This is a genomic window from Clostridium cellulovorans 743B, assembly GCF_000145275.1.
GTDB classification, from domain to species: Bacteria; Bacillota; Clostridia; order Clostridiales; family Clostridiaceae; genus Clostridium_K; species Clostridium_K cellulovorans.
In genome coordinates this window covers 1,421,087-1,439,461 of sequence record NC_014393.1, presented here as the reverse complement: position 1 = coordinate 1,439,461, position 18,375 = coordinate 1,421,087, and the positions used below count along the sequence as shown (strand labels likewise).

At 32.2% G+C, this 18,375-nt stretch carries 8 protein-coding genes; 3 read left to right on the top strand and 5 right to left on the bottom strand.

The annotated features are described in order from the left end of the window. Positions 1 to 64 precede the first annotated feature (64 nt). The 4 genes from CLOCEL_RS05900 to CLOCEL_RS05885 form a co-directional block, all read right to left on the bottom strand. Complete coding sequence (locus CLOCEL_RS05900; RefSeq protein WP_013291650.1) at positions 65 to 3,958, bottom strand: cohesin domain-containing protein; 3,894 nt, start codon at positions 3,956 to 3,958, stop codon at positions 65 to 67. Between the two features lie 117 nt (positions 3,959 to 4,075). Then, complete coding sequence (locus tag CLOCEL_RS05895) at positions 4,076 to 7,765, bottom strand: hypothetical protein (protein ID WP_010076208.1); 3,690 nt, start codon at positions 7,763 to 7,765, stop codon at positions 4,076 to 4,078. 139 nt (positions 7,766 to 7,904) lie between these two features. Next, complete coding sequence (locus CLOCEL_RS05890) at positions 7,905 to 10,523, bottom strand: cohesin domain-containing protein (RefSeq protein WP_013291649.1); 2,619 nt, start codon at positions 10,521 to 10,523, stop codon at positions 7,905 to 7,907. Positions 10,524 to 10,749: 226 nt separating this feature from the next. Then, a complete protein-coding gene (locus CLOCEL_RS05885) occupies positions 10,750 to 11,850 on the bottom strand; it encodes a response regulator (RefSeq protein WP_010076211.1) in 1,101 nt (366 codons plus the stop codon). Positions 11,851 to 12,350: 500 nt separating this feature from the next. Between CLOCEL_RS05885 and CLOCEL_RS05880 the strand changes: the two genes are divergently transcribed. The 3 genes from CLOCEL_RS05880 (at position 12,351) to CLOCEL_RS05870 (ending at position 16,631) form a co-directional block, all read left to right on the top strand. Further along, positions 12,351 to 13,040 carry a YukJ family protein gene (locus tag CLOCEL_RS05880; RefSeq protein ID WP_010076212.1) on the top strand — a complete coding sequence of 230 codons (690 nt, stop codon included), beginning with the start codon at positions 12,351 to 12,353 and terminating at the stop codon, positions 13,038 to 13,040. A 118-nt stretch (positions 13,041 to 13,158) separates the two neighbouring features. Continuing rightward, complete coding sequence (locus CLOCEL_RS05875) at positions 13,159 to 14,055, top strand: glycyl-radical enzyme activating protein (protein WP_010076213.1); 897 nt, start codon at positions 13,159 to 13,161, stop codon at positions 14,053 to 14,055. A gap of 14 nt (positions 14,056 to 14,069) precedes the next feature. Continuing rightward, the gene (locus CLOCEL_RS05870; protein ID WP_010076214.1) at positions 14,070 to 16,631 is read left to right on the top strand and encodes a pyruvate formate lyase family protein; all 2,562 of its coding nucleotides are present in this window, start codon (positions 14,070 to 14,072) and stop codon (positions 16,629 to 16,631) included. A 581-nt stretch (positions 16,632 to 17,212) separates the two neighbouring features. On the opposite strand, the gene CLOCEL_RS05865 is transcribed toward CLOCEL_RS05870, so the two are convergent. Continuing rightward, complete coding sequence (locus CLOCEL_RS05865; protein ID WP_010076215.1) at positions 17,213 to 18,340, bottom strand: dockerin type I domain-containing protein; 1,128 nt, start codon at positions 18,338 to 18,340, stop codon at positions 17,213 to 17,215. Positions 18,341 to 18,375: the final 35 nt, after the last annotated feature.

Here is an 18,375-nt window from a genome sequence, read left to right as displayed (position 1 = left end):
TGAATCCTTGAACTATAATAATTAATCCAAAAGTATTTACTCTATTTATTGATCAGAGTTTTAATTAGAAAGTATAATTAGGATTTAAAAGCATGAACTTAACTACTTCTGCTAAATCCTCATCGTCGATAGCATCGTTTGGAACCACATCTGCATTGTATTCTGGAAGATCTGCTGGGTCTTCTCCTAAATGTCTTCCTAAGATACCTAAATCAAGAAGTGAAAATTCACCATCATCATTAACATCAATTAACTCTTCATCTGCTACATTGATGTTGACTTGTCCACATTCTACATCCTTAAGGTTTTTCTCCATTAAAATACCATCAGATATTCTTCCTTTTATAACATCCACTAATCCATCTCCTGGTGCTATACCTTTGAACTTTAACTTTAATAGTATTGTTTTAGAATTAACTACATTCAATAAGCCTTTACTTACTAAAATAAATCTCAATTCACCATTTTGAGAACTACTCTTCATTAGCTTTATTCCGTCAACTTGTTCATATCCTAAAAATTGAAGTTTAGTTGTATCATATTTGATTCTAATATCTTCTGCTGCGATTTCTTTAATATTGTCTATAATCAAATTAGCAGTTACTGTCTCATTTAAGTGTATTCTATTTCTTTCTGGTTCTACATTTAGAACCACCTTGAAAATATTATTAACTACAACACTTTCAGTAATCTCATTACCAAGTTCATCTACTGCTGTAAATTTATAAGTTCCATTGGCGCTTACAACATAATCTACAGTTGAACCATCAACCCAGTTACCATCTGGTGTTTGTACTTTTACAATTTTAGTATTGGTACTTGTTGCTGTTGCTGAAATAGTCACTGGACCATTTGTGTCAGCAGTTATACTTGGAGTCAATGCCATTGATAATACTGGTTTAGGAATTATATTTGTAATTTTTATACTTCGAGTAATTTCATTATTCAGCTCATCTACTACTGTGAAGATATAATCTCGGTTCTCACTTACAACATAACTTACAGTTGCTCCATTAACCCAATTACCATCTGGTGTTTTGATTTTCACAATCTTTGTATTAGTACTTGTTGCTACTGCTGTTATTGTCACTGGATTTCTTTGTAATTCTGTTGTACTTGGTGTCAATGTCATTGATAATACTGGTTTAGGAATTATATTTGTAATTTTTATACTTTGAGTAATTTCATTATTCAGCTCATCTACTGCTGTGAAGATATAATCTCGGTTCTCACTTACAACATAACTTACAGTTGCTCCATTAACCCAATTACCATCAGGCGTTTGGATTTTTACAATCTTTGTATTAGTACTTGTTGCCGATGCTGTTATTGTCACTGGCTCTCTTTGTAACTCAGTCGTACTTGGTGTCAATTTCATTGATAATATTGGTTTAGGAGGAACTTCAACGCTTATGCTTTGAGTAACTTCATCGCCAAGATCATCTACTGCAGTGAATTTATAATATCCACTGGCACTTACAATATAATTTGTAGTTGAACCATTAACCCAATTACCATCAGGTGTTTGGATTTTTACAATTTTAGTATTCGTACTTGTTGCGGATGCTGTTATTGTTATTACAAAATTTCTTTGTAGCACAGTTGTACTTGGTGTCAATATCATTGATAATACTGCTTTAGGAATTATATTTGTAACTTTTATAATCTGAGTAATTTCATTACCAAGCTCATCTACTGCAGTGAATTTATAATCTTCATTCTTACTTACAACATAACTTGCAGTTGAACCATTAACCCAATTACCATCAGGTGTTTGGATTTTTACAATCTTAGTATTAGTGCTTGTTGCGGATGCTGTTATTGTCACTGGATCTCTTTGTAACTCAGTTGTACTTGGTGTCAATGTCATTGATAACACTGGTTTAGGAGGAACTTTAACTCTTATGCTTTGAGTAACTTCATCGCCAAGTTCATCTACTGCAGTGAATTTATAATCCCCATCCTCACTTACAATATAATTTGTAGTTGAACCATTAACCCAATTACCATCAGGTGTTTGGATTTTTACAATTTTAGTATTCGTACTTGTTGCGGATGCTGTTATTGTTATTACAAAATTTCTTTGTAGCACAGTTGTACTTGGTGTCAATATCATTGATAATACTGCTTTAGGAATTATATTTGTAACTTTTATAATCTGAGTAATTTCATTACCAAGCTCATCTACTGCAGTGAATTCATAATCTTCATTCTTACTTACAACATAACTTGCAGTTGAACCATTAACCCAATTACCATCAGGTGTTTGGATTTTTACAATTTTAGTATTTGTACTTGTTGCGGTTGCGGTTATTGTCACTGGATTCCTTTGTAATTCTCTTGTACTTGGAGTTAATGTTAGTGATAATGCTGGTTGTGGTTTAATAGTAACTGTTATTTTTTGAGTAATTTTATTTCCTAGTTCATCTACTGCTGTAAAAGTATAATCTCCAGTTTTACTTACAACATATTTTGCAGTTGAACCATTAACCCAATTACCATCTGGTGTTTGAATTTTTGTAATTGTCGTATTAGTACTTATTGCTGCTGCTGTTATTGTCACTGGATTTCTTTGTAATTCTGCTGTACTTGGAGTTAATGTTAATGATAATATTGGATTAACGTATTTGTAATGTGATACTTCAGATACATTACCAACATTATCAATAGATGCCACATGTACATAAGAGCCCTCTGTAACTGCTCCATCTATAGAATAGTTTGTAGAGATAGTTGTAATAGTCTTTGTAGGAACTGTACTTGGATTCTTATCTACTACTATAGAATATCCTTTTAATCCACTAGTTATAGTTGCTGTTTTAATTTGCGAATTAGTTTTAATACTAGTTGTTGCTTCTTTTGCCTCAATATAATAGTCATATGTAGTACCTTTGTCTATAGAAGGTTGGAATGTTATGTTAGTTTTATTTGTAACTCTATTAGCTGCAACACTTGTTACATTTGGCTTACTTGGTGCATCTAAGTCTTGGCCTTTATGATCATCCCAGCTTGTTGCTTCTGTCACTTGAGCTAGATAAAATAATGTATTTGCTAAGATTTTTTGTTCATCAGGAGTAGCCTCACCATTAGAGTGCCCAGTTTGAATCATTGCTGTATTATTCCATGTAGTTAGATAGAAATTATTACTAGTAGCTTTCCCATTATAACTAGTTATTTCAGCATTACTATTCATTGAGTTTGAACTGTATTTAATCCAAACATCGCCTGATGCATATTGACCAGTATGTGAAAGAGGTACAGATAGCGTTGTATTTATATCGCCGATTTCCCAAGGGTAATTTGTAAGCAACCCTTTTCTATTAATTTTTACAGAAGTGCTTCCATACATTAAATAGTCAGTTGGAATAATATTCAAATAGCTAGCCAACTGATTTCTTGCTGGCATATAAGGATAAAGAGCATCATGCCCTGCTAAATAACCTCTTCCCGCCTTAATGAATTCTTCTATAGCATTTGTAGCACTTACAGATAAATCTTTAAAGTTATTAGAATCCCACGCACCTTCATATATAACATCATACTTCCATTTTCCATTAATATCTTTTAAGTAACTATTCGGATTAGCATTGAACGTATCAATATCAACTTCATCTACTGATATATAACCTTTTCCATAACCATTAGTCTCCATCCATGTCTTTAAGTTATTTCCCACACCAGGATATACGTTTAAAACTTTAACATTACTCTTAGCAGGGATACTTTGAAACTCCGTATCTGTTGATTTTTTTGAATAAATCATATATGAGTAATTTTTAGTTGGATCTGGTGTAGTCCATTTAAGAGATATATAGTTTCCTTGGTTATTTGGTGTTGCAGTTAATGTTGGAGCTGCTTGTGTAGTTACAGCTTCAGCATAAGCAACATTGGGGCTTACAAAAACTAGAAACATAAACATTGCTAATATTAACGTAAAAATACGCTTTTCATTTTTCATTAAATTGACCTCCCGAAATATTAATTTTATCTTTATGTGAAATATAAATAAAGTAAATCCTCAAACCATGATAATTAATTCAAAATGATTTACTTTATTTATTGGTAAAAGTTTTAATTAGAAATTATAGTTAGGATTTAAAAGCATAAATTTAACTACTTCTGCTAAATCCTCATCATCGATAGCATCATTTAACACTACATCTGCATTGTATTCTGGAAGATCTTCTGGATTTTCGCCTAAGTGTCTTCCTAAGATACCTAAATCGAGAAGAGAAAATTCACCATCATCATTAACATCAATCAATTCTTCATCTGCTACATTGATGTTGACTTGTCCACATTCTACATCCTTAAGATTCTTCTCCATTAAAATACCATCAGATACTCTTCCTTTTGTAACGTCTACTAAGCCATCTCCTGGCGCTATACCTTTGAACTTTAATTTCAATAATATTGTTTTAGAATTAACTACATTTAATAAGCCTTTACTTACTAAAATAAATCTCAATTCACCATTTTGATAACTGCTCTTCATTAGCTTTATTCCGTCAACTTGTTCATAGCCTAAAAATTGAAGTTTAGTGGTATCATATTTAATTCTAATATCTTCTGCTGCGATTTCTTTAATATTGTCTATGATTAAATTAGCAGTTACTGTCTCATTTAAGTGTATTCTATTTCTTTCTGGTTCTATATTTAGAACTACCTTGAAAATATTATTAACTTCAACACTTTCAGTAACTTCATAGCCAAGCTCATCTACTGCTGTAAATTTGTAAGTTCCATTGGTGCTTACAACATAATCTGCAGTTGAACCATCAATCCATTTACCATCTGGTGTTTGGACTTTTACAATTTTAGTATTGGTACTTGCTGCTGTTGCTGTTATTGTCACTGGACCGTTTGTATCGATAGTTGTACTTGGTGTCAATGTCATTGATAATACTGGTTTAGGTATAATTGTAACTGTTATTTTTTCAGTTATTTTATTTTCTAATTCATCTACGGCTGTAAAAGTATAATCCCCAGTCTCATTTACAACATAGTTTGCAGTTGCTCCATCAACCCAATTACCATCTGGTGTTTGGATTTTTACAATCTTAGTATTGGTGCTTGTTGCGGCTGCTGTTATTGTCACTGGATTCCTTTGTAGCTCTGTTGTACTTTGTGCCAATGTCATTGATAATACTGGTTTAGGGATAATCTTAACTGTTATACTTTGAATAATTTCATTTCCAAGGTCATCTACTGCTGTAAAGGTATAATTTCCAGTTTCACTTACAGTATAGTTTGCAGTTGCTCCATCAACCCATTTACCATCAGGTGTTTCAATTCTTGTGATTGTTGTATTATCACTTGTAGCTGTTGCTGTTATTGTCACTGGATTCCTTTGTAATTCAGTTGTACTTGGTGTCAATAGCATTGATAATATTGGTTTAGGTATAATGTTAACTGTTATACTTTGAATAATTTCATTTCCAAGCTCATCTACCGCTGTAAAAATATAATTTCCAGTTTCATTTACAACATAGCTTGTAGTTGAACCATCAACCCATTTACCATCTGGTGTTTGAATTTTTGTGATTTTTGTATTATCACTTGTAGCCGCTGCTGTTATTGTCACTGGATCTCTTTGAAGCTCTGTTGTACTTGGTGTTAATGTCATTGACAAAATTGGTTTAGGAATAATATTAACAGTCATACTTTGAACAACTTTATTACCGAGATCATCAACAGCAGTAAAGCTATAGGTCCCACTCTGACTTACAACATAACTTGCAAATTTACCGTCAATCCAATTACCGTCAGGTGTTTGGATTTTTGTAATTACTGTATTATTACTTATAGCTACTGCTTTTATTGTCACTGGATTTCTTTGTAGCTCAGTTGTACTTGGTTTCAATAGCATTGATAAAACTGGTTTAGGAATAATAGTGACCGCTATACTTTGAGTAATCTTGTTTCCATCACTATCGATAGCAGTAAAGTTGTAAGTTCCACTCTGGTTTACAATATAATTCACAGTTGAACCATTAACCCAATTACCATCTGCTGTTTGAATTTTTGTAATTGTTGTATTATCACTTGTAGCTGTTGCTGTTATTGTTACTGGATTCCTTTGTAATTCAGTTGTACTTGGCGTCAATATCATTGATAAAACTGGTTTAGATTTAATAGTAACTGTTATTTTTTGAGTAATTTCATTACCAAGTTCATCTACTGCTGTAAAAGTATAATCTCCAGTTACACTTACAACATAGTTTGCAGTTGCTCCTTCAACCCACTTGCCATCTGGTGTTTGAATTTTTGTAATTTTTGTATTAGTACTTGTTGCTGCCGCCGTTATTGTCACTGGATTTCTTTGTAGTTCAGTTGTACTTGGAGTTAATGTCATTGATAATACTGGATTAACGTATTTGTAATGTGATACTTCAGATACATTACCAACAGTATCAATAGCTGCTACATGTATGTAGCAATCCTCTGTAAATGCTCCATTTATAGAATAGTTTGGAGAAGTAGTTGTAATAATATCTTTAGGAACTGTACTTGGATTTTTATCTACTACTATAGCATATCCTTTTAATCCAGATGTTATAGGTGTAGTTTTAATATCCGATTTCATCTTAGTTCCAGTAGTTTTTCCTGTTGCTTCAACGTAATAATCATATGTAGTACCGTTATCTCTTGAAGAATCAAAAGTGATTTTAGTTTTATTATTAGCTGTATCAACAACAACGCTTGTTATATTTGGTTTAGTAGGTGCATCTAAGTCTTGACCTTTATGATCATCCCAATTTGTTTCTTCTGTTACTTGAGCTAGATAGAATAATGTATTAGCTAAAATTTTTTGTTCATCTGGAGTAGCTTCACCATTGCTGTGTCCTGTTTGGATTTGAGCTGTGTTATTCCAAGTTGTTAAATAGAAATTGTTTGTTCCACCTAATCCATCTGTCGATAATGTCTCCGTTTTACCTGCATATTTTAACCAAACATCTCCATACGCAAATTCAGCTGTAGTATGAGATATTGGAACATTTAATACTGTTCCTACGCTTCCAATATCCCAAGGGTACGAAGTCAATAACCCTTTTTTATTTATCTCAACTTGATTACCAACTACATTACTTGGATAAGTAGTAGCACTTGGGAAATCTACAGCTCCAGTAGGATAATAGTAGTTTCCCTCATAATAACTTCCAATTTTTATATTAACGAAATTTCTAAACTGCCTTGTATTCTGGGCAGAAGAATTACTCCATATTGTATCGTGTCCCCCTAAGTAACCTCTTCCTGATTGAATGAACTGCTTTATTAAATCAGCCCCCTGTTGAGTTATATCTTGGGTTGCGTTTGCGTTCCACGCTCCTATGAATACAACATCATATTTCCAATTTCCACTACTATCCTTAAGATAATCATTTGGGTTTGAGTTAAATGTACTTATATCAACCTGATCGACAGAAATAAGACCTTTACCATAACCATTAGTCTCCATCCATGTTTTCAGGTTATTTCCTAAGCCAGGATATATATTTAAAACTTTAACATTACTCTTAGAAGGTATACTTTGAAATAGTGAATCATTTGATTTTTTAGAATAAAGCATATAAGAATAGTATTGAGCCTTATCAGCCATATTCCAATTAATAGAGATATAATTCCCTTCATTATTTGGTGTTGCAGTTAATGTTGGAATTGTTGGTGTAGTTACAGCTTCAGCATAAGCAACATTAGGACTTACAAAGACTAGAAACATAAACATTGCCACTAGCAATGTAAAAATACGTTTTTTAGTTTTCATTAAATTAACCTCCTAAAATAATAATTATTTTATTTGCTTTTATCTAGAATGTTAATAAAGTAAATCCTTGAACTATAATAATTAATTCAAAAGGATTTACTCTATTTATTTGGTAAGAGTTTTAATTTAGAAATTATAATTAGAAATTATAATTAGGATTTAAAAGCATGAATTTAACTACTTCTGCTAAATCCTCATCATCGATAGCATCATTTAATACTACATCTGCATTGTATTCTGGAAGATCTGCTGGGTCTTCTCCTAAATGTCTTCCTAAGATACCTAAATCAAGAAGAGAGAATTCATCATCAGCATTAACGTCAATTAACTCTTCATCTGCTACATTGATGTTAACTTGTCCACATTCTACATCCTTAAGGTTTTTCTCCATTAAAATACCATCCGATACTCTTCCTTTTGTAACATCTACTAATCCATCTCCTGGTGCTATACCTTTAAACTTTAACTTTAATAATATTGTTTTGGAGTTAACTACATTTAATAAGCCTTTACTTACTAAAATAAATCTCAATTCACCATTTTGAGAACTGCTCTTCATTAACTTTATTCCGTCAACTTGTTCATATCCTAAAAATTGAAGCTTAGTTGTATCATATTTAATTCTAATATCTTCTGCTGCGATTTCTTTAATATTGTCTATAGTTAAATTAGCAGTTACTGTCTCATTTAAGTGTATTCTATTTCTTTCTGGTTCTACATTTAAAACTACCTTAAAAATATTATTAACTTCAACACTTTCAGTAACTTCATAGCCAAGCTCATCTACTGCTGTGAATTTGTAAGTTCCATTGGAACTTACAACATAATCTACAGTTGAACCATCAACCCATTTACCATCTGGTGTTTGGACTTTTATAATTTTAGTATTGGTACTTGTTGCTGTTGCTGAAATAGTCACTGGACCATTTGTGTCAGCAGTTATACTTGGAGTCAATGCTAATGATAATACTGGCTTAGGAATAATATTAGAAATTGTGATACTTTGAGTAATTTGATTACCAAGCTCATCCACTGCAGTGAATTTATAATCTCCATTCTCGTTTACATCATAGTTTGCAGTTGCTCCATCAACCCAATTTCCATCTGGTGTTTGGATTTTTGCAATTGCAATATTAGTACTTGTGGCTACTGCTATTATTGTCACTGGATCTCTTTGAAGCTCTGTTGTACTTGGTGTCAACGTCATTGATAATACTGGATTAGTATATTTGTAATGTGATACTTCCGATACATTACCAACATTGTCCACAGCCGCTACATGTATGTAACAATCTTCTGTAAATGCTCCATTTACAGAATAGCTTGGAGAAGTAGTAGTAATAGTATTTCCAGGAATTGTACTTGGATTTTTATCTACTACTATAGAGTATCCTTTTAATCCACTAGTTATAGTAGTTGATTTTACTTCTGAATTAGTTTTATTACTAGTTATCAACTCTTTTGCTTGGATATAATAATCATATATAGTACCTTTATCTGTTGAAGGCTCAAAGGTTATATTTGTTTTATTTGCAGCTTTATCAACTGCAACCCTTGTTATATTGGGCTTAGTAGGAGAATCTACATCTTGTCCTTTATGATCATCCCATGATGTTTGATTTGTTACTTGAGATAAATAGTATAATGTATTTGCTATTATTCTAGTTTCTGCTTGAGTTATTTGTGGGAAACTGTGGCCACTATTAATGATTGCAGTGTTATTATAAGTATGAAGATAGAAGTTATTTGTTCCTTTTGCTCCTGTTGAAGGTGATATAGTTATTTCTTTGAATGGTATCCCAACAAACCCTAAAGGATTTACAGATGTCATCCAAATATCGCCTTTTCCAAAAACAGAAAGCCCATGTTGATAAGGTATATCAAAGGTATCTCCTATGTTTCCAACTTTAAAAGGATAATTGTTAAGCAATCCACTCTTCCCTAACTGCACTTTAGTTGATGAATTCCAATAACTGGTGCAATCTGCATTAGCAGTGCTTGATGGATCATCTACTTCAAATGATACGGTTGGAAATAAATGTCCATTAGCATCTCTACACGTATACGGTTGAATAATATTGGCTTGAGCACGTCCAAATATTTCAACTCCCAGTTCTTTAGCAAGCTTATTAACACCTCTATCTAATCCCATATATCCTATAGTGTGATGTGAAGTCATAAATCCTCCTCCATCATTAATAAATGTTCTTAAATATTCTATAGCAGTATCATTTGGATACATATTTTGTGGATCTAAATTCCACATACCATAGAATACTGAATCATAATTCCACTTGCCATTAGATTTTGCTAAGTATTTGGATGGATTACTATTAAAACTCGTTAAAGAAACAGATTCTATAGTAATTGTATTTATGTTCTCTTTCGCTAACCATGTTTTGAGGATACCACTATCAGGAATAGAATTTCCATCTAAATCCTTCTCTCCACCAGATAGCCCTGTATTGCTTACAGGATTGGGATAAATATTCAAAGCTTTAACTGTTCCTTTTGCTGGTATAGATTGAAACTCTGCTTCTGTCGATTTCTTTGAATAAATCATATAAGAGTAACTTTTGGATGGATCTGGTGCAGTCCATTTAAGGGATATATAGTTCCCTTCATTATTTGGTGTTGCAGTTAATGTTGGAGTTGCTTGTGTAGTTCCAACTTCAGCATAAGCAACATTAGGACTTACAAAAACTAGAAACATAAACATCGCTACTAGTAATGTACAAATGCGTTTTTTACTTTTCATTGATTTTACCTCCGTTTTTTAATTCTTTTTTCTACAATATTGTAATTTTAAGGTACAATACCTTTTTATTGTATATGTACTATATGGTAAATTCAAGATTTATTAGGTTGTATATTGTAAAAATTTGAATAACATTCCATTAATACTTATCTAAAAAAATGATAATCCCCCTGCAATTCTGCAGAGGGATTACCACCTTTATAATTATTTTATTGACTAGTACTTTTTAATTATTTTCAAACTCATAAAAAACTTCTTTTTCAAAATCCATCCCGTATTCTTTTTTTAGTTTCTTCCTATATGTATCGTAATGCTTTGTAGCAGAAACCTCATCCTTCATCCTTAAATATAATTCAACCACTTCCTTGTTGATTCTCTGATTCAAAGGTTCCATGATAATTCCTTTTCTAAGGCTCTCTAAAGCTTTATTACCTTGCTTATCTTCTTCATATTTCTTAGATAATTGGATTAACATATCCAGATATAGTTCTTGAAAAAAATTACTTTTCTCTTCTGCCCATTCATAATAATTTTCCTTTAAATATCCTCCAGTGCAAATATCAATGATCTTTTCATAATCACTAATACTATTAACACTACTCTTGTCCATTTTATCTACCAAATCCTGAAGCTTCCATAAATCACAGTCAATTCGGCTTTCATCCAATTGATAGCCACCTGCTGAATATTTCACTATATCATTTACTCCTATATTTTGAAAAGCTTTTTTCATATTATAAGTAGTTGTATTTAAATGTGTCATCGCCTTTTCCATTTCAAAAGAATACCAAAGCACGTCCATAATCCTATCACGACTAATTGCTTTTCCTCTGTTATCAATTAAATAAGCAAAAAACTCCTCTGCTTTTTTCGTCCTCCACTTTACTTGTACCCCTTCTTTATTAGTTACAGTAAACTTTCCAAAACACCTTACTTGTATTTCCCACTTATGTACTTCTTCTTTAATATTCGTAATCTTAATTTTAGCCAATGCTTTATTAAGTCTGTCTTTAGTCACTGGCTTTAGCAAATAATCCACAGCATTTACATCAAAAGCATCTACAGCATATTCCATATAAGCTGTTACAAAAATAACTTTGATATTACTATGAGATTGCAGTATATGATTTGCAAAAGTAATACCATTTATTTCTGGCATTTCGATATCAAGAAATATAACGTCAATATCCATAGTCTTAACTGCTTCTAATGCTTCTCTTGCTTTTGTAAATGTCCCCTTAACTTCAACCTTTCCAGTACCACCAAGCATATTAGCCATTCTTCCGATAGCTGGAACTTCATCATCTACTATAATAGCTCTTATCATAATTATTAGCCCCCTCATAATCCTAATAACATCATAAATTTACTATCTGTTCCTTGTATTCTATAGTTTTAAAAACTTCAACTAATAAATTCTAGTATTCCATCATTAAATAATAATAATTTTTTATTTAGCTTTAATTGGATACTTAAATAAAACCATATAAGTTTCATTTTATTACGCATCTTCGTTGTTATGGGTTTCGTAATTTTTTATCTTTTTATAACTATTATAACATTTTTATGTTATATGTTCAGATTATGTTCAGATTACTTTAGTATAATATAATGTAATTGCTTGAAATAATTTAATATTTAACTTTATCTTAAAAATCTATAGACTCCCCTTATCCTTAAGTTATTTGCCAAATTTATTGCCTTATTTCTTTGTGGTAGTAACAAAAATATCTTTAACCATGTTACGGGGATCTATAATGATATAAATTTAGAATTTTATGTGTAACTTAGAACATTTCAATCTAATTTTTAAAAGAGGTGCTAATTATGTATAGTGAATCAACTCAAATTTATTCTGTGCTTAAATGTAAACCAACTCAAGGAGTTCCTTGGAGCTACAAAAATTCTAGCCCTTCCCATAATGTAAGACAAAGTTATCATCACGCTTATCCACACTATCACTTAATCGCAAATACTGATAATAACAAAGAATATACTATTGTAATTAATATAGAATCAAGAGATACTGATTCTCCAATGGTTCTATATTACATTGATGAAAATTATGATAATCCTATTACTTCGAATCTTGTTAATGCCTTCGGAGATAATCATACATCTATTCATCCTGCTGATACTTCATACAAAATTGCTTTAGACTATGTAAAAGAAAATCTCTTTGACCCTTCAAAGATGAGCACAGAAACCTACATAAATGGTAATGAAGATAGTTTAAATAAGATAATCGATGGATATGTACAAAAGGCTATTTCCTCTAATGCTGATGTGTATGCCTTTGGAATGGCCTATACTGATCCAGATGGCAGCAATGGGATACATGAAATCCATATGAATCAAGGAAACGAACCAAATTTCTCAAATGAAGATCATATTTATCAAGATGGTGCTCTTTTTATCCATGACTTATCTACAGATAAATGGACAGCTATGTTCTTTGCATTCCAATCTCAGTCTTTTAATACAGATGGAAATGGTCATAGACTTGATTCTTATTAAACTTAATACATATGGAAATGAGCTTAGGCTGAATTCCTATTAAACAATACATATGGAAATCAGCTTAGACTGAATTCCTATTTTAGAAAACTTACTACCACAAGGAGCTGATTAACTTTTGGATACTATAAGATACTTTGACATAGCATGGCTTTCCAAATTTGATGGACCTGGCACGCGACTAGTAGTGTTTCTTCAAGGCTGCAATGTTAAATGTAAATGGTGTCATTCCCCACATTCTTGGAGAAAATATTCACCTGTTCTTTTAAACAAAGAACGTTGTTCTCTTTGCGGAAACTGCGAGAGTGTCTGCGAAAATGATGTTCACAGAATATCAAATGGAATCCACACTCTTCATATAGAAAACTGTGTTAGCTGTGGAAAATGTATAGAAGCTTGTATGGACTCTTCTTTAAGTTCTAAAAAAGGTCCCTTATTCTTACCTACTATAGAACTTCAGGTATCGAAATTATTCTCACTAATATATCCTCAGTTAAAGCTTTTGAAAAAAATTGGTGGAATCACCCTAAGTGGTGGAGAAGCACTACTTCAACACAAAGCAGCGAGAGAACTTTTAAAATTATGCAAAGAAGAAGGTATTCACACTGCTGTAGAAAGTAGTGGCTTTCTGCCTCTGGAAAACTATAAAAGTGTTTCAGAGTTTGTAGACTATTGGCTTATCGGCATACGAGGTGTAGATAAAACCTCCCCTAAGCTTTCAACGCTACGAGAAAACCTAGAATTTATCACATCTATAAATAAAGAAGTATTAGTTCGCTTCCCTATAATATGTGGATATACAGACTCTGAGGAACAATTAAAAACTACTAAAGAATTAATGAAGGAATTTTCGCTACCTGAGATACATTTACTACCTTACAACGAAAATGCTCCTCATTATTATAATGCCATGGATCTTCCCTTTGGTTTAGAAGGAAACCCTTCCCCATCAGAAGATCAGTTAGAAACCATAAGGAATTACTTTAAAAATTCAAATATAAATGCAAGGCTATAAGGAGAATTATTTTAATGAATATAGTACATACAAACCTATCAAGATACAAATCAACAGAAAGAGTAAAAAAACTCAAAGACCAACTATTTCAACGTGCAATGGGAAACAGAGCTCCGGAATGGTTTAGACAAGAGGAATTAAAAGACATATCTAAGGAACACTCAACTGAGCCTGTAATTATAAGAAGAGCTCATGCCATAAAAGAAATGCTTACCGTCATGACAAATCCTGAAATTTCAAAGCATACTCATAGTTATGAAATAGCTGATGGTGAACTTATAGTCGGCGTACTTCCTATGGCTTCTAATGGTCTTGGAAAAGTATTTCCAAACTATTTAACAGAGGATGAAAAAAGAGCTGCAACAATCACTAATAGAACAGAGCTTTCTCTTCTAGGACACAATACAGTTAATTATGAAAGACTTCTAAAAGGCGGAATTAGAGAAATCCTTGAAGATTGTGATAGATACTTAGAAGAACTTAAGCATAAGGAAAATAAATTCAAACAATATTCGATAGATTTTTATACTGCAGTTAAAATGAGTTTAGAAGCAGTAGTTGAATATGCTAAGGAGTTTTCAAAATTAGCAACAGAAAAAGCAGCTTATGAAAAAGATCCAATAAGGCAAGCTGAACTTTTAGATATAGCAAGAATTTGCAAAAAAATTCCTATGGAAAAGCCTGATACCTTCCATGAAGCACTCCAAAGTATCTATTTTTATCATGTAGCACTGCACAGTAGCTTAGATTTACTTTCTTTGGGAAGACTTGACCAAGTATTAAATAAATTTTTATATGAACATGAAACAGACATAGAAAACGCAATAGAGCTTATGGAGTGTTTTATCATAAAGTGTGCAAGCAGACTAAATCTTACTACAGAGTTTCTTCTTGAACAAGATCATATGGATTACAACGCTGCCTTAGGAACACATCCTTATTACCTTGATCAAAGAGCAGGCTTAAATAATTTCCTTCAAAATATCATTGTCGGCGGTAAAACTCCAAGTGGTGACGATGCTACTAATCTTTGCACATATGTTATTCTTCAAGCTTTTGAAAACATAAATCTTTCAACGCCAGGAATCTATGTTAGACTTGGAAGTTATAGTTCACCAAGATTAGTCCAAGCAGTAGCAAGATCTTTAAAAGCTACAAAAAACATCCCAGCTATATTGAATGATGATGTAATGATTCCAGCTATAAAAAGTGCTTTCACAGAAAAACATATTTATGGTACTAGAGATGCCTTTGGTAATGAGGTACCTATAGAAAGAATCAATGAATATCAAAGCCTTGCAAATGACTATTGTGTTGACGGTTGCTGGGAACCTATATTAAACGGTGAAAGTGATTGGACCTTTGGAATGATAAACGGCATGACTGTTTTAGAATGTTCTTTAAACAAAGGTGCTACCTTAGATACAAACCCTGGTGTATTAAGAGGAGGAAAACTAAGTTTCTCTTCTGGAGATCTTACTAGCTATGAAGATTTAAAAGCTTCATTAAAAGGGCATATAGAATTTTTCGTAGACCAATCAATGATGAGTTTATATCAATGCTACTTAATGGATGAATTTGTTAATCCAACACCTCTTTTCTCAGCGTTACTTGGAACTTGTATGGCTAAAGGAAGAGATAAATCCTTTGGTGGTACTAAATATAGCATAGGAGGTAATATTTTAATTGGTGTACCTAACATGGCGAATACAATATGTGCCATAAAGAAATGGGTATTTGATAAAGGTTATTTCCTACTAGGTGATGTTTTAGATGCTATGAGATGGAATTTCAAGTCTGAAAACTCAATAATCCAAGAAAAATATAATCAAATAAAGAAATGCTTTAGATATGAAAGTGAAAAGTTTGGTAACGACGATCCAGAAATTAATGAAGTAACTAAGATGATTTTAGATTACTATTATGAAGCAGTAATGTCATCAAAAGCTTTCGCAGATATGATATTCCTAAAAAAACCTGAACCTGCCGAAGAAATGAAAGTAAGAAAATTAAGAACTGTTGCAGGCTACTATGGCCCAGCACTTCAAGAATTATTCGGCGAAGATTTCAATATAAGATTTACTGCTGGTTTAGGAACCTTTGAACAATATCCACAACAAGGTATGGGCATAGCAGCTTGTGCAGACAGAGATCGTAATGACCCATTAGCTCCAAACTTTAGCCCAGTACCTGGTACAGCGAAAAACGGGATAGGTCATGTAATTTCTACATTCAAGGGTCTTAAATTACATAGATTTGCTGCTGGTGTAATGACAGATTTATCTTTAGCAGAGGAATATAATGATGATGAAATATTAACCTCCGTAGTTGAGCAATTCATAGAAGATAAGGGGGGTATGTTAACCTTATCCTTAAGTGACAGTAGACTATATGAAAAAATTTATGATTTATCTCTTTTAGCGAATGCTGGCGACAAAAATGCTAGAGAAGAACTGAAAAAATATGCTCATATAAATGTTAGAGTCGGCGGATGGCAAGCTCCTTTTATAACAATGACTTTAGATCAACAGAAGAATTATATAAAAAGAGCTCTTCCATTTACTTCTGTGGAATAATCATAACAAATGATAATTCTAATCTGTAGCTTTTATTATGATCTCTTTAAAAAAATAAAAATAGGTAATTTTAAGCTGTAACCCTTATCATTAATCTTGAACCTATAAAGCTTACCACAAAGTAAACGAATAAAGTAACAAGGGATAAATCATTTGAACTCTAGGTATAGATGCTTGTATTAAAGATAAGAGTTTTTATAAGCTATCAATAATCATAAGTATATATGAATCATGTACAAGATTATTAGCAAGCTCATATAATTAAAAATATAAAATTTGAGTCCTAAAGAGAGAAGGAGCTCAAGAAAAAATCACCTTTATGTATAAATAGAGAAAAATCATAAAGATAGGTAAAGTTAGATATTTGACATTGAGAAAACAAGAGAGAAAAAATAGATAGATAACTAAAACTAGCCGATAAAATATATGTTTAAGCAGTTACCTGAGTTCAAATGGTCTATGAAACTCCAATTTCCAAGAACTTAAAAAAGCATTAAATTGAAGGGCTGAAACAAAGATTTTAAAAACACTTTGTTTCAGCCCCATTTTATATTAAATTTAAAGAAGAGAGCTTATTTATCCTATCTTGGGAAGGCAGTTATTTGCCCTAATATATATTTCTTAAATATTGCTAAATCTATAGCATTTAGCTTACCATCTCCATTTACATCCCAAGTATTCATGTTAGGTGTTTCAGTAGATGAGCCAAGTAAATATGCTTTTAGCTTAGCATAATCTAAAGCATTTATCTTACCATCCTTATTTATATCTCCAACAATAGCTGTAGGAGTTGAGCCTCCAATAGCTTTTATATAAGCGGCTAAAGAAGCCTCTGAAGAATTTATTGTCCAATTTGTTTCTTTGTTCTCATTAAACCACATTACAGAAAATATTTTGTCATAGAAAGTTTTAATTGTATTATAGGTATCTGTAATCCATTGTGCTTTATCTCCGCCTTTTTCTGCTGAAGACATTTCTGCTATAAAAATTGGCTTATTAACTGGCTTTAAAGCATTATAGGCAGATGAGAATATTTGATCAAAGCTTTGCCAAGTACTTCCCCAGGATTGTGTAGTTCCCCAATTGTAACCATCTATTGAGTTATAATCTACATAGGCATCCCCTGGATAATGACCCATAAAACTAGCACCTTGTCCAACATTGCTACAGTTTACGTTAAATACAAACTTAACATTAGTAGCTCCTTCTGCTCTAAAAATATCAACAATATGTCTATAAGCTGCAATATAGCTTTCATTTGTATTAACTTTACTATCACCAATACCCCATGGATACCAATTTCCATTTGCTTCATGTAATGGTCTTAGCCATAGTTCTTTACCATAAGCCTTCATGTCATCAGCCATTTTCTTTATGTAACTATCAGCAGCACCATCTTTTATTTGTACGGTATTGTACTGCCATGGTTCCCAAGTGATCATAAATATAGAACCATTTGCATAAGTTGCATCAGCACAAGATCTAACACCATCAAAATTTGTTTTCCAATCAATAAAAGTTTGTATATAATCTAGATTTCTTTGTTGTAATGCTTCTAAAGTATCAATATTACTTGCTGTTGGCTGTGAGCCTGGCCAAGCACCAATTTTCAGTTCTGCTGCATTAGCATAGGCTGCTTGACTTATTCCTAAAGATGAAACTGCCAAAGCAAAGATTAATGGTTTGATAAATAATTTTTTCTTAACCATTGAGATTTCCCCCTAACACTCTTAGGTATTTATAA